Here is a 14,062-nt window from a genome sequence, read left to right as displayed (position 1 = left end):
TTTGCGAGCCACGGCACCCTTCTGGTATTGTTAAGTTTACCACAGCTGCAGAAACGAACGCTGTTTCTTATTTCGCAAATGGAGCTTTAATGGCAATTCTGGTTCGCAATCTCTTTATCTATTTTCTGGTTGTCGGGTCCTGCCTGTTGGCCGGCATGTTTTTCTTCATCGAGAAAAAGCTGCCGGAAAAATCTTATAGCGAATTTCTGCTTGATCTGTCGGCTGACGGTGTCAGTGAAATACAATTCACCGGCAACAGGGCCGACGTGGTGACTGTCTCCGGATACAGCTACTGTGCGCAGGTGCCGGAACCGGGCCGGCTGGTTGAGCAGTTGCAGCAGACTCCGGTCAAGATAGGATTTTCCAGCGATTATACGCCGTTTTATTTCCAGGCAGCTCTGTTTGTGGTCGGGCTTTCTTTTCTTTTTGTAGTATGGGTGTCGCTCACTCCCCGCAGGAATGGCGACTCCAAGGACAGATTTGCATCCACCAAGCTTGTCTCCCCCGAGGCCACCAAGGAGTGGGTTACCTTTGATGATGTCGCAGGGGCCCCCGAGGCAAAAGAAGAATTGCAGGAGGTTGTCTCCTTCCTCAAGGACCCGTCGCAGTTTAACAGGCTCGGCGCTTTTATGCCAAAAGGCATTCTACTGCAGGGGCCGCCCGGGACCGGTAAAACGCTTCTGGCAAGAGCGATCGCCGGAGAAGCGAAAGTACCATTTTTCAGTTTCAGCGGTTCCGATTTTGTCGAAATGTTTGTCGGAGTCGGTGCATCCAGGGTCAGGGATCTCTTTAGGGAGGCCAAGAAAAAAACCCCCTGTATCGTCTTTATTGATGAAATCGATGCCGTCGGCAGCAGCAGGGTCACCGCGCCTTCCGACGGACAGGACGAAAGGGGGCAGACGCTCAACGCCCTGCTGGTGGAGATGGACGGGTTCGGTTCAACCGACAATGTCATTGTCCTTGCCGCCACCAACAGGCCTGATATCCTCGACCCGGCGCTGAGTCGGCCCGGCCGGTTCGACCGGCGGATCACCCTGTTGCCCCCCGATGTCCGGGGGCGGGGGAAAATCCTCAAGGTTCACAGTAAAAAAAGCGTGCTTGGCCCGGATGTAAACCTCGAGGAAATTGCCCAGATGACTTCAGGGTTCACGGGAGCCGAACTGGCAAATCTGGTCAATGAGGCGGCGATTCTTGCCGGCAGGGACCACTGCGACGCGATCGCCAAAGAACATTTCGATCAGGCCAGGGACCGCATTATGCTCGGGGTGGAACGAAAAGGGGTCGTTCTCAAGGAAAAAGATAAATTGATCCTCGCCTACCACGAAGCCGGCCATGCAATAATAGCGAAGCTGCTCCCCGATGCAGATCCTGTTCATAAAATTACCATTATCCCTCGAGGCAGGGCGCTTGGCCAGACGCAGCAGCTTCCCCTCGGCGACCGGACCGCCTATTCCAGACCTTACCTTGTTGATCGGATAACCACTCTTCTTGGCGGCCGTGCGGCGGAACAGCTCATATTCGACAGCAGGACCACTCAGGCCGAAAACGATTTTCTCCAGGCTACCGAGATTGCCACCAACATGGTGTGCCGGTGGGGGATGAGCGACGCTCTCGGAACCCAGGCTTACGCCATAAGCAGCGAGAGTTTCCTCGGCGATGAAGGGACCCGCATGTATCCGATGTCGGCCGATACTGCGAGGCTGATAGACAGAGAGATAAAGATTCTTCTCTCAAGATGTTACAAAAATGCTCTCGATATTCTTTCCAAAGAGAGATTTTTTTTAAAATCGCTTTCAGATATCCTGCTCCAGGTTGAGACCATCGACGCCGAAGAGTTTGATATCATCTACCAGTGTGCCAATACCAAGAAGGCCGAAGAAGCGGGTACCATTGAAAAAGAATCGGAGTGCAGTGTCTGCCCGGCGCGTGGACATTGCCTGGAATACAAGGCGAATTGACATCAGCCATGAACTCACTCAAACGATTTCTCTGGGCGGCTTTTGTCGTTGTAGCCGTGCTCCTGGGGCTCATAGTCCTGATGGGGGGATACCAGTATCACCTGACAAGAGGATATGGCGCCATCATCGACCAGAATGAACGGGTTCTCTTCCAGTATATGACCATCAGGGAGAGCTTGACCGACCGTCTGGTAAACGGAGGCTGGTCTGCCAATGAGACCATTGTCGACGATCTTGAAAAGCTCAACGCTGAGTTGCGGCGATTAAAGGACAACAGGCTGGTTGCCAGCGAACTCAAACTTGCCCTGGTGGAAAAGATAGATATTGCCGGGTTGACGATTCTGGTGAAACAGGTGATGGCGGATCCCGAAGATGTCGCAAAAAAAAAGCAGCTGCAGCAGCTGCTGCGTACGATCTCGGATTATCTGATCCAGTATGACCGGATTATCGTGAGCCAGGCCCGTGGTACCATCGTCAGTTTTCAGACAGTGGTCATAGGCGCGCTGGGCCTGATTATAAGTCTTGCGTCCATATCTCTTATCCTGCTCTACAAAAATACCGTTTCTCCCCTGATCAGGCTTGCCGACGAGCTGGCTGAAAAAGATGAATTCACCGAACTGTCGGTGGGGTCACGTCAGCTGGTGGTCGACGAGGTAAGAGAACTCATCGAGGCGATAGAGCAACTTGCAACAAAGAACCGGACGACAATAATACAAGAGAAGAGCGATGAACATGAACAACAACAGGTCAGCCTCAGGTTGCAGGAGGCTGTGAATGAGACCACCAACGGTCTTAACGGGATAATTAACTACGCGCAGTTACTGTACGACTCGGTAGATGAAGTCACTGATTCTGAAGACAGAAAGGAGATGCTGCAGAGAATAATAACATCGGGGTCTGAGATGGCCAAGACCTGGCAGAAATTAAATTAGGAGGGGAGATGCAGGAAAAAAAAATGGAGGTTCCGCCGGATAACAGCAGTGGCAATGAATACGAACAGTTCACCTGGCAGCAGAAGGTAGGGCTGTCGATGAAAACGCCGATTGGCCTTTTTGGCATCGGTTCGACCACCGTCTGTATAACGCTTACGGTTCTTGGTCTGCTGGGACATATAACCGGACTGATCAGTAATCCGTATGCCGCAATCGTAACTTTTCTGGTGTTTCCCGCCGGGGCCGTTTTCGGTCTCTTCCTGATCCCCGTGTCCGGATACCTCAGGCACAAGAAATGGTTCCGGGACAACCTCAACAAGGGCAATGTGGTCATTGATTTCGGGAAAAAAAATCACCGGAAGACGGTGCTGCTGGTCCTGGTGCTTACGGTGGTAAACCTGTCGGTATTCAGCCTCGTCATCTACGAGGCGTACCATTTCACCGAATCCGATTTCTTTTGCGGGGCGATATGCCACACGGTGATGGATCCCGAGTATACCGCCTACCAGCGATCGCCCCACGCAAAGGTGGGCTGTGTCAGTTGTCATATCGGCTCCGGAGCAGAGTGGTACGTAAAAGCAAAACTCTCCGGGCTGCGGCAAGTAAAAGCTGTTCTTGATGGCAGTTATTCAACCCCTATTCCCGCGCCTGTCGAGCACCTGAGACCGGCTCAGGACACCTGTGAGGAGTGCCACTGGCCGGAAAAATTTCACGGCAAGAAAATCAAGAAATTCATCAGCTATTCCAACGACGACCAGGAACAACCCTATATCCAGGAAATTGCCCTGCACATTGGCGGCAGAAACCCCGTCACCGATACCTTTGAAGGTATTCACTGGCACGTCTCCAATAACGTCAAGGTCCAGTATCAATCGCTTGATGACAAGCGAACCTCGATCGGCCGCATAAAGGTGAGCAAACCTTCCGGGGTCACCGAAGAATACACAATAGATGGTGCCGATGACGGGCAGGGCGGAAAATGGCGGACCATGGACTGCATCGACTGCCACAATAGGCCGACCCATGTCTATGACACCCTGGAGCAAAAGGTCGATTTCGGTCTTTACAGCAAAAAAATTGATGGTACCATACCCGGCATTCGCGAGGACAGCATAACGGTTCTTGAAAAAGAATTTACCAGCCGTGATGAGGCGAGAGAACAGATTGTCGAAACACTGCTTGCGCTCATGGCAAAACGGCACGATGCGGATTTTGTGGCAGAGCATGAAGAGTCGCTCATATCGTCGGGCAAATACCTGCTCGACGCCTACCTGGCAAATGTGTGGCCGCAAATGAAGGTTACCTGGGGAACGTACAAGCAACATCTCGGCCATCAATATGAAGACGAAGGGTACGGCTGTTTCCGCTGCCATGACGAGGAACACCAGACCGAGTTCGGCAAGACGATTTCCCAGAGCTGCGACCTTTGTCACGATGAGCCGCTCTGATTCGGCAAAAAGGCGCTGGACTGACAGAAGCTGACGCAGGGTGGGCGTAATGAACATCGCGAGGACGTTTCACCCGCCGGGTGAAACGTCCTTGTATTGTCGTTCTGCGGTGCCGGCCGTAAATTGCATACACTCAGCCGAAGCGGCCGGTGATGTAATCTTCGGTCAGCTGGTGCAGGGGGTTGGTGAAGATTTTCTCGGTGGCACCGACCTCAATGAGATTGCCCAGGTGAAAATAGGCGGTGCGCTGACTGATCCGCGCCGCCTGCTGCATGGCGTGGGTTACCACAACGATGGAAAACTGGGTGCGAAGCTCGGCAATTAATTCTTCAACGATTGCCGTGGCGATCGGGTCAAGCGCCGAACACGGTTCGTCCATGAGAATCACCTCCGGACTGATGGCAATGGCCCTTGCAATACAAAGACGCTGCTGCTGTCCCCCGGAAAGACTGGTACCCGGGTCGTTCAGCCTGTCCCTTACTTCTTTCCATAGCCCCGCTTTTTTCAGTGAGGTCTCGACAATTTCATCAAGTTCGGACCTGTTTTGCGTCAAGCCGTGAATTCGCGGACCGTAGGCGATGTTGTCATAGATCGATTTGGGAAAAGGATTGGGCTTCTGGAAGACCATACCGACTTTTGCCCGCAGGGGCACCACGTCGACGGACGGATGATAGATATCGGTGCCGTCAAGAAGAATACTGCCGGTAACCCGACAGCTGGACACGGTGTCGTTCATCCTGTTGAGGCATCTGAGAAAAGTTGACTTGCCGCATCCCGACGGACCGATCATTGCCAGAACTTCATTCTGGTCTACGTCGATGCTGACATTGCGGATGGCCTGTTTTTCGTCGTAGAAAACATCGACGTTTCTGCAGGTCATTCGCGGGGCGTCGACAAAAGGGGTGCCGACGGTATTTCGGGCGGTCTCCTTTGCGTCACTGTCTTCCATAACCGATTCGGCTTGATTGCCGATCATGACGGGAAAGGAGGGCGTGAGGGCACTGGTTGCGGTTTCCATGTTCTTCCTTTGACTTATTCTGCTTGTTGCAAGGCGGGACAGGGCTGCGGGGAAAATCCCCCCAGCCCTGTCCGCACCGATCAGGTTAGGTTCTTCTCGTATGGTGCTTATTCCATGTCGATTGTCTGGAGTTCGGCAACCCTGGCTGCGTACTCGTCTCGTTCTTTAACAGGCATGGGAATAAGTCCCTTGTCGGCGAGATAGCCGTCATCCCCCCATGCCTTGTTGCTGGTAAATTCGGCAAGATAGCCCTTCATCCCTGGAATCACGTCAACGTGCGCTTTTTTGACGTAGAAAAAGAGCGGACGCGAAACAGGGTAGGAGCCGTCGGCGATGGCCTCGAACGTCGGCTCGTTTCCTTCGATGTAGGAGCCCTGGATGACGTCGCTGTTCTGGTCGAGAAAGGAATAGCCGAAGATACCTGCGGCAACCGGGTTCGCCTGCAGCTTCTGGACGATAAGGTTGTCATTTTCCCCCGCCTCAACATAGGCACCGTCTTCACGAATGGTGTGGCAGATCTTCTTGTACATCTTCTTGTCGGTCTTTTTCATGTCCTTGATGAAGTCGAAGGTCTTGGCGCCTCCTTCCATGGCAAGCTCGACAAATGCATCGCGGGTACCGGAAGTGGGAGGAGGTCCGAGCACCTCAATCCTGTTGTCGGGGAGTGCCGGGTTGACATCCTTCCAGGTCTTGTAGGGGTTGGGTATCAGTTTGTTGCTGTGGTCCGGGTCCGGCACCTCTTTGGCCAGTGCCAGGAAGATGTCTTTTCTAGTCAGCTTGAGCGGCGCGGTTTTTTTGGAGGTGGCAAGAACGATCCCGTCATAGCCGATTTTAACCTCGACGATATCCTTTACTCCGTTTTCGGCACATGTTGCGATCTCACTGCTCTTGATCGCTCGGGAGGCGTTGGTGATATCCGGATGATCGACGCCAACACCGCCGCAGAACAGCTTGAACCCGCCGCCCGATCCGGTCGACTCGATTTTCGGGGTTTTGGCGCCGCTGGTCCTGCCGTACTGCTCGGCGACTACGGTTGCAAAAGGGTAGACTGTGGATGAGCCGACAATGGAAATGTAGTCACGGGCGGCCATCGCCTGGGTGGTCATTGCAAGGCTCAATGCGCTTGCTGCAAGTAGTGCTTTTACTTTCATTTAGATCTCCTGGTTGTTGTGTGGTTATACTTTGTGAAAATGTAAACGAGTCAATTAGAACAGGTTAATATTAGGATTGGGTTACCATTTGATTTCAAATTTCTTACGAAGCAGGACCGCAAGACCATTCATGACAATGAGAAACGCAAGAAGGACCATGATGGCGGCGGAAGTCTTTTCGGTAAACGCCCGTTCAGGGTTGTCCGCCCAGAGGTAGATCTGCACCGGCAACACCGCTGCCGGGTCGCTGAAGGTTCCCGGTATATCTACGATAAAGGCGACCATGCCTATCATCAGCAGCGGAGCGGTCTCCCCCAGGGCCTGGGCCATGCCGATAATGGTGCCTGTGAGCATTCCCGGCATGGCAAGGGGCAGGACATGGTGGAGCACCGTCTGCACCTTTGAGGCGCCTACCCCGAGCGCCGCTTCCCTGATCGACGGGGGCACCGATTTCAGCGAGGCCCTGCCGGCAATGATAATGGTCGGCAGGGTCATAAGGGTCAGCACCAGACCGCCGACAATGGGAGTCGAGCGGGGCAGCCCCCAGAAGTTGATAAAAATCGCAAGGCCCAGAAGACCGAAAATTATCGACGGCACCGCCGCCAGATTGTTGATGTTGATCTCAATCAGGTCGGTCCAGTGATTGCTTGGGGCAAATTCCTCAAGATAAACCGCTGCCGCAACACCGATAGGAAACGAAAGGGCGAGGGTGATCAGCAAGGTGAAAAAAGACCCTTTTATCGCTCCCCGGATACCGGCCAGTTCCGGTTCCCTGGAATCCCCGGAAGTAAAGAAGGTCCGGTTGAAATTTGTTGTGAGCCTGCCTTGGGCCACCAGCTTGTCGATCCATTCAAGCTGGATGTCACGGATGCGCCTGTTCGATTCCGGAACTGTTCTGTCGATCTTTTTTTTCATCAGCATATCGACGTCGTCATCCGCCAGTACCCACACTTCTTGCACGGTGCCGATAATTTTCGGGTCAGCTTCAACCATATCCTGGAGTTTGTATGCCGCGGCGGGGCTGACGAGACCGTAGAGCAGTTTTTTATCTTTTCGGCTTTTGACTTCGGCGAACATGGTCCGCAGCGATCTTTTCACAAGGCCGGGGTAATCTGCGGCGGCGAGGTTTTCGTTGGCGAAAAGATCGTTTGAAAATTCTACTTTGAGCTCGATCCAGGTCTGTTTGAAGGCGGAGATGCCGTCTGAGAAAATGGTAAAGAAAAGGAAAAAGACAAAGGCGAGCGAGAGGGTGATCGCCGCAATGCCGCACCTTCGAAACCGTTTCTCGGCCCGGTATCTTTTTACAAGCCTTTTGGAAGGGGCCAGGAGGTCATTGTTGGTAGTCGCGGTGTTGTTCATGAGATCTCGTGTATATACAGGTAAAAATGGAGTTTCTTGTTTTGTCTATTCATATTGTTCCCGGTACTTTCGTACAACGCGCAGGGCTATGAAGTTTAAAACCAGGGTAAATACAAACAGCAGCAGGCCGAGGGCGAAGGCGGCGAGCGTTTTTGGACTGTCGAACTCCTGATCTCCCACCAGCAGCGTTACGATCTGTACCGTCACGGTGGTTACCGCGGTGAGGGGGTTGAACGAAAGATTTGCAGATAAGCCGGCCGCCATAACCACGATCATGGTCTCACCGATAGCTCTTGAGACGGCGAGCAGGATGGAGCCGACGATTCCGGGCAGGGCCGCCGGCAGGATCACGTAACGGATGGTCTCGAACCGAGTCGCCCCAAGCCCCAGCGAACCGTCTCTCATGGTCTGAGGCACCGCATGGATGACGTCGTCGGAAAGCGATGAAACAAAGGGAATTATCATGATTCCCATAACCAGACCTGCAGCCAGGGCACTTTCAGAGGAGACTGCCAATCCAACGACGCTGCCTGCATCGCGAATAAGCGGTGCCACGGTGAGGGCGGCGAAAAAGCCGTATACAACGGTTGGGATTCCGGCAAGAATCTCGAGAACGGGTTTGGTCCAGGTGCGAAATCTTGGACTCGCGTACTCCGAGAGGTAGATCGCTGCGAGCAGTCCGACCGGGATCGCCACTGACATCGCAATAGTTGCGATAAGGATTGTCCCGGCAAAAACCGGAACCGCGCCAAACGCCCCGGAAGAACCTGCCTGGTCAGCTCTGATCGCTGTCTGGGGGCTCCATTGCAGTCCGAAGATGAAATCGACGAGAGGAATGGCCTGAAAAAAACGCAACGCCTCAAAAAGCACTGAAAGAACGATGCCAAGGGTCGTCAGTATCGCCACCGTGGAGCAGCCCACAAGAAAAACCATTAAAGCTTTTTCCATCAGGTTTCTTGCCCTCAGGGTAGGTGATATCTTTTTCAGGATAAAAACAGGCGGCACCGACGCTGCCGCAACTATCCCCACCGTGATGATGGTCCTGAAGGTCCGCTCCAGCTCCACATATCGAACGGCAGCATCCTGGATGGCCGGGGACGAGGTTGCTGCGGAGAATCCTCCAAAAGCTATATTCTTTATCTCGTTCAGGACCAGGGATAATTCGCTGGCAGGGAGCTGCGCCAGTTGCTTCGGCAACTCTCCGGTAATGATCGCCGTGATCACTTTGTCCTCGGCCAGGTGCCAGCCGGCTAACAGGGTGATTGCCGGCAGTGCGCTGGCCATCGCCGCAACCAACCCGTAGTGCATGGGCAGTGAGTGCAGGGACCTTATCCCGCCGCTTTGACCGGCAACCGCCAGAGCCTTGCGGTAGCCGGCAAAGTACGCCGCCAGAGCCAGGAACACTATGACGGGAAGTGTAAAGGAATAAATGGACATGGATTGACTGTACCTGGCAGAGATTAATGGAAGCGGGTGATGTTTCCCTCAACGAAATAGATGACTTCTTCCGCTATGTTGACGGCCCGGTCGGCAATGCGTTCCAGGTGTCTTGCCAGCAGATAGGTATTGATGTGGAAGCCGGGATGATTACAGTCGGACATGATTCGCTTTTTAGTTTCCTCATAGCACTTGTTGCGCTCATGATCGACGAAGTCGTCGTCGATAAAGATCGATTTGGCCAGGGTGGCGTCGTGATTGACCAGGGCGTCGATCGAATTTTTCAACATCTTCAGAACCTTTTCGATCATTGGCGCGAAGTTGTATGAAACCGCCTGCTGGTGATTGAATTTGGAGATGTTGTCGACCCGCATGGCTATGCTCACCGCCATGTCGGCTATCCTCTCCATTTCGTTGTTTATTTTGATGACTGCAACCAGAAAGCGCAGGTCGGTTGCTACCGGTTGATGGAGGGCGAGTATCTTCAGACAGTCCTCTTCGATCTCGATTTCCATCTCGTCTATTTCATAGTCGGTGACAATTATCTTGTGCACCATGTCCTGGTCCCGGGTATCGATGACCATGGCTGCGGACCGTACCCGTTCCTCGACCATGGTGCTGAGCCTGAGTATTTTTTTGTTCAGTTTTTCCAGCTCGTTATGAAAAGTAAAATGATGTTTCATCTGTGTTGAACCTCTGCCCGTCTGGCGTGCATCTGTTTTATAAGTTTCAGATCTTCCGTTAATGGAGCATGGCAACAATAGAGGTCGTTTGTTATTACTTGATTAGATGAATATTAAGATATGGTTAGAACAACTTTAGAGGGGTTGCGTCCGGATTAAAAATGGAACAGGATATGGCGCAGAACAGATCCATGCCGTTGGCTTTCAGGAACAAGCCGGGAAAGACAGCGGCGTGGCAGATTGGCAGGTAAGGGTTGTTGAACTCAGTTTTTTGGTTAAAGAATATGGCAAAAGTTAATGTGCTTGTCGTAGAAGATGACGCGGATATTCAGCAGCTGGTCAGTTATAATCTCATCCGGGCCGGCTTTCATGTCTGTTGTGCCGACAATGGAGAAGAGGCGCTAAAGCTGCTGGATAAAGAAGAGGTCGACTGTATTCTGCTCGATTTAATGTTGCCTAAGATGAGCGGACTTGAAGTGTGTGGAGCAATCAGGGAAGCGGAAGCGGTCAGGAAAAAGGTTATTCCTGTTATCATGTTGACGGCGAAAGGGGAAGAGCAGGACGTGGTTGCCGGGTTTGAATACGGTGCCGATGACTATATTACCAAGCCGTTTAGTCCAAAGATTCTCATTGCCCGGATAAAGGCGGTGCTCAAAAGATACGCCGCAGCCAGGGATGATGAGGACAAAAGCTCGAGGTCGCTGATCAAGATCGATGCGCTGCAGATAGACAAACGGCGCCATGAAGTAAAACTCAACGACAACCATTTGCAGCTGACCGCCACCGAATTTTCGATTCTCACCCTGCTCGCGGAAAAGCCTGGATGGGTCTTTTCCCGTCAGCAGATTATCGATGCCGTCCGGGGATACGATTTCCTCATTACCCCCCGGGCAATTGATGTACAGATTTTCGGGTTACGCAAGAAGATGGGCAAGTATGGCAAACTGATCGAGACGGTAAGAGGTATCGGCTACCGTTATGACACAACTTCCGGTAAGCAGCAGGTGTCTTCATGAAACCGGTAAAACTCATCTGGCAGATATTTCCGACAAGCGTGCTGATCATTCTCCTGGGAATTGCCGCGGTCGGCTGGTACGGGTCGACCATCCTCTATGAATTCTATCTCCAGCAGACCGAATCTGATCTTGAGGCGAGGGGACGGCTGATAAGCCAGCAAATATATGAACTGGTAAATAGTGAACGGTCCGGCGGATTGCGGGACTATTGTATTGCTCTGGGAAGGGACACCGGCACACGCATCACCGTTATCGATTCCACGGGGAAGGTGCTTGCCGATTCCAATGAAGACCCTGGAAAAATGGATAATCACCGCCACCGCCAGGAGATAGAAAAGGCTTTTGCCGGGAGTGTCGGCAAGTCGAGAAGGTATAGTCGGACCCTGGGGGAAAATCTCATTTATGTGGCGCTTCCGCTTCACAGTACGATAAGGATTGGCGCGGGAGAGAATAAGGAGGCCGGGAACGGGTATGTCGTGAGAACTTCGGTTTCGGTCGCCTCCCTTGACCGGACCTTTGCCCATATACGGCTGCGTATTCTTTTCGGTTCCATTGCCGTAATCGTCTTGGCCGGCCTGGCGACTCTTTTTATCTGCAAAAGCATAAGCAACCCCCTGGAGCGGATGACCAGAAATGCCAGGCTGTTTTCAACAGGAGATTTCAGCGAAAAAATGTTGCCCATGGTTCCCAGAGCCGCTTCCAAAGAAGTTGTGACGCTGGCAGCCTCCATGGACCGCATGGCTGCGCTTCTCGATGAGAAAATCAAGGATATTGTTACCCACAGGAATCAGTTGGAAACCGTTTTTTCGTCGATGGTCGAGGCTATGATAGCCGTTGATCTCAAGGAGCGGATAATCAGCATAAATGACGCTGCGGCAAGGTTGTTCCACGTTGACAGAAACGGTTCTGAGGGGAAGCTTCTCCAGCAGGTGGGAAGAAATGTCGCCCTGCAGGAGATGATAAGCCTGACCCTGGAAACAGGAGAAAGGGTGGAAAAGGAAATCGTTTTCCAGGATACCGGTCAGGAACGGTTTATCAAGACCAGGGTGGTGGCGCTTAGCAGCGGTCAGGGAAAACATGTAGGCGCTCTGGCGGTGCTCAACGATGTGACCCAAATCCGTAAGCTTGAGGGGATAAGGACCGATTTTGTGGCAAACGTATCCCATGAACTGCGCACCCCTATCACCTCGATTCGCGGGTATGTGGAGACCCTCTTGGACGGTGCTCTTGACAACCGGGAAGATGCGGAGAAATTCCTGGGTATAGTCCTGAAACAGTCCCGGAGGCTCACCAGTATAATCGACGAACTGCTCCATCTATCCAAGATCGAACAGGAAGCGAGCGACAGTGAAATTGAATTTACCAGACAGCGGTTGCTTCCGGTCGTGGAAGCGGCCGTTCAGACCTGCCGGGTGAATGCTGCGGATTCCGGGGTTTTTTTGCAATATCGTTGTGCGGATAACATCCACGTGAAAATGAACGGTCCCCTGATGGAACAGGCTCTGGTCAATCTTATTGTCAACGCCATAACCCACAGTGAAAAAGGTGGGACTGTCAATGTGGAAGCAGAGGTCCTGAAGGATGCTGAAGGGCAAGGAGAAAGCAGCGTCAAGGTAACCGTACGAGATACCGGCTGCGGAATTGCAAAAGAGCACCTGCCGCGGCTGTTCGAGAGGTTTTATCGTTGTGATAAGGCCAGAAGCCGCAATCTGGGTGGTACCGGTCTTGGCCTGGCCATTGTAAAGCATATCGTGCAGGCACATGATGCAAGGGTAGAGGTTGAGAGTGTTGACGGCGAGGGGTCCGCTTTTTCGCTTATACTCAACGGGCCGGTGTGAAAAAAAAATGAAAAGCGGCTGTGAATATCTTTTGACAGAAGGAATCGGGTGCCTGAGTTAAGTTGCCTTCCATAAAGACTGTAAAAGGCGGAGTGCAAGATCCCTGTTGTATTGTTGAATATCTCTCGGGAGGCTTCTATCGTCATGTTTTTTCATGAACGCATTATTAATCCGGCAGGCAAATACATTTAACCTGGATATGGCCTTCAGACTCATTTTTTGACTATCTTGTTGTTATTTTGCCATTCGTTTCGATGCGTAGTTAAGAATCTCGAAAAGTTTAATCATAAATGCCCGCCGGATTAATAAATAGTACTTAAATTTACAGGTATAGATTACTGTTCAGCTTTTCTGGGAAAGGTGAAAAATATATTTAATAAACCAAAAAACCAACCGACATAAGACATTGCCATAGACCATATAAATGCATTAGTAATAGACCAATATGGGTTTTCCATTGGTCCTATATCAGGTATGCTTTTTGTGAAGTAAACAGCAAGAAAAATAGTCAACCCATTAAAAACAGCCAACATACCCTCAGAAAAAATTGATGACTTCGGTATTAAATAAACTAATAACGTTATCCATAAGGAACCAAAAATCAATCCAACAAATAAATTTTGCGGGTGATCTGTAATGTTAGTATAAAAAATTGCTGTTGCAACCCATAATACTCCGAAAATTGCTCCAAACGGTAATGAAGGTAAAATTAATCTAGCGGTTTTCGGTGTTCCGCCTAATGTAAAATATTCAGCCCAAACAATAAAACAAACCCAAACAGGAAAATTAAATCTACCAAGATAAAAGGTTAGTGGTAGCGAAAGGATTACCACGAGAGTAACTGCCCATGGGAAAGGAACTCTTGGAATAGTGATTTGCATATTATCAGTTTCGGTCATAGCACACTCCGATTTCATTGAAGTAGTTTTGAGAAGGTATCCTTTTTTAAAAATAAAAAAATACTAATAATGAGAGTTTCGGGTTTAATAAAGTCAATTAAATTACTTGTTAGTAATATGAGATTTTTTTGTGATTCTTCATATGTTTCTCTTCCTATATTATCACCTCGTTGATTTTGTTGACGGAATTATCTGAAAAATGAAAACTATTTTCATAGTTATAAATTGATTCACTCTTGTCCCAAATAGCATTTAAACAGGAAAACCCTCTTGTTAGATGTGGTATAAAGTTTTTACGCCAATAAAAACAGAGCCACAATCAA

At 51.0% G+C, this 14,062-nt stretch carries 11 protein-coding genes; 5 read left to right on the top strand and 6 right to left on the bottom strand.

Annotated features, from left to right (window positions below; all coding sequences use genetic code 11):
• Positions 1 to 89: 89 nt before the first annotated feature.
• Genes ftsH through BLQ17_RS06100 form a run of 3 tightly spaced genes read left to right on the top strand, consistent with a single transcriptional unit; the run spans position 90 to position 4,338 of the window.
• Positions 90 to 1,958, top strand: a complete 1,869-nt coding sequence (gene ftsH / locus BLQ17_RS06110; protein WP_245695007.1) for an ATP-dependent zinc metalloprotease FtsH — start codon at positions 90 to 92, stop codon at positions 1,956 to 1,958.
• Between the two features lie 8 nt (positions 1,959 to 1,966).
• The gene (locus tag BLQ17_RS06105; protein ID WP_092220842.1) at positions 1,967 to 2,890 is read left to right on the top strand and encodes a hypothetical protein; all 924 of its coding nucleotides are present in this window, start codon (positions 1,967 to 1,969) and stop codon (positions 2,888 to 2,890) included.
• 8 nt (positions 2,891 to 2,898) lie between these two features.
• On the top strand, positions 2,899 to 4,338 hold the full coding sequence (locus tag BLQ17_RS06100; RefSeq protein ID WP_092220840.1) for a cytochrome c3 family protein: 1,440 nt from the start codon (positions 2,899 to 2,901) through the stop codon (positions 4,336 to 4,338).
• Positions 4,339 to 4,471: 133 nt separating this feature from the next.
• Here BLQ17_RS06100 and pstB read toward each other — a convergent pair whose 3' ends face one another.
• From pstB to phoU, 5 genes are all read right to left on the bottom strand, one after another.
• Positions 4,472 to 5,287: a phosphate ABC transporter ATP-binding protein PstB gene (gene pstB / locus BLQ17_RS06095; protein ID WP_245695017.1), complete on the bottom strand. Its 816-nt coding sequence runs from the start codon at positions 5,285 to 5,287 to the stop codon at positions 4,472 to 4,474.
• 176 nt (positions 5,288 to 5,463) lie between these two features.
• The gene (locus tag BLQ17_RS06090; protein ID WP_092220838.1) at positions 5,464 to 6,507 is read right to left on the bottom strand and encodes a PstS family phosphate ABC transporter substrate-binding protein; all 1,044 of its coding nucleotides are present in this window, start codon (positions 6,505 to 6,507) and stop codon (positions 5,464 to 5,466) included.
• An 81-nt stretch (positions 6,508 to 6,588) separates the two neighbouring features.
• Positions 6,589 to 7,866, bottom strand: a complete 1,278-nt coding sequence (gene pstA / locus BLQ17_RS06085) for a phosphate ABC transporter permease PstA (RefSeq protein ID WP_092220837.1) — start codon at positions 7,864 to 7,866, stop codon at positions 6,589 to 6,591.
• 45 nt (positions 7,867 to 7,911) lie between these two features.
• The gene (gene pstC / locus BLQ17_RS06080) at positions 7,912 to 9,303 is read right to left on the bottom strand and encodes a phosphate ABC transporter permease subunit PstC (protein WP_092220835.1); all 1,392 of its coding nucleotides are present in this window, start codon (positions 9,301 to 9,303) and stop codon (positions 7,912 to 7,914) included.
• Positions 9,304 to 9,326: 23 nt separating this feature from the next.
• Positions 9,327 to 9,986, bottom strand: coding sequence for a phosphate signaling complex protein PhoU (gene phoU / locus BLQ17_RS06075; RefSeq protein WP_092220833.1), 660 nt, complete (start codon positions 9,984 to 9,986; stop codon positions 9,327 to 9,329).
• 284 nt (positions 9,987 to 10,270) lie between these two features.
• Here phoU and BLQ17_RS06070 point away from each other — a divergent pair, with 284 nt between their 5' ends.
• Both BLQ17_RS06070 and BLQ17_RS06065 read left to right on the top strand, forming a co-directional pair.
• Positions 10,271 to 11,002: a response regulator transcription factor gene (locus BLQ17_RS06070; protein WP_092220831.1), complete on the top strand. Its 732-nt coding sequence runs from the start codon at positions 10,271 to 10,273 to the stop codon at positions 11,000 to 11,002.
• The gene (locus tag BLQ17_RS06065) at positions 10,999 to 12,840 is read left to right on the top strand and encodes a sensor histidine kinase (protein WP_092220829.1); all 1,842 of its coding nucleotides are present in this window, start codon (positions 10,999 to 11,001) and stop codon (positions 12,838 to 12,840) included. Before BLQ17_RS06070 ends, BLQ17_RS06065 begins: the two co-directional genes overlap by 4 nt.
• 335 nt (positions 12,841 to 13,175) lie before the next feature.
• Here BLQ17_RS06065 and BLQ17_RS06060 read toward each other — a convergent pair whose 3' ends face one another.
• Positions 13,176 to 13,739, bottom strand: a complete 564-nt coding sequence (locus tag BLQ17_RS06060; RefSeq protein ID WP_176761107.1) for a DUF1097 domain-containing protein — start codon at positions 13,737 to 13,739, stop codon at positions 13,176 to 13,178.
• Between the last annotated feature and the right edge of the window lie 323 nt (positions 13,740 to 14,062).

The organism is Desulforhopalus singaporensis, from assembly GCF_900104445.1.
Lineage (GTDB): Bacteria > Desulfobacterota > Desulfobulbia > Desulfobulbales > Desulfocapsaceae > Desulforhopalus_A > Desulforhopalus_A singaporensis.
The sequence above is the reverse complement of the archived record's forward strand: the minus strand, read 5'-3'. Positions and strand labels throughout refer to the sequence as shown.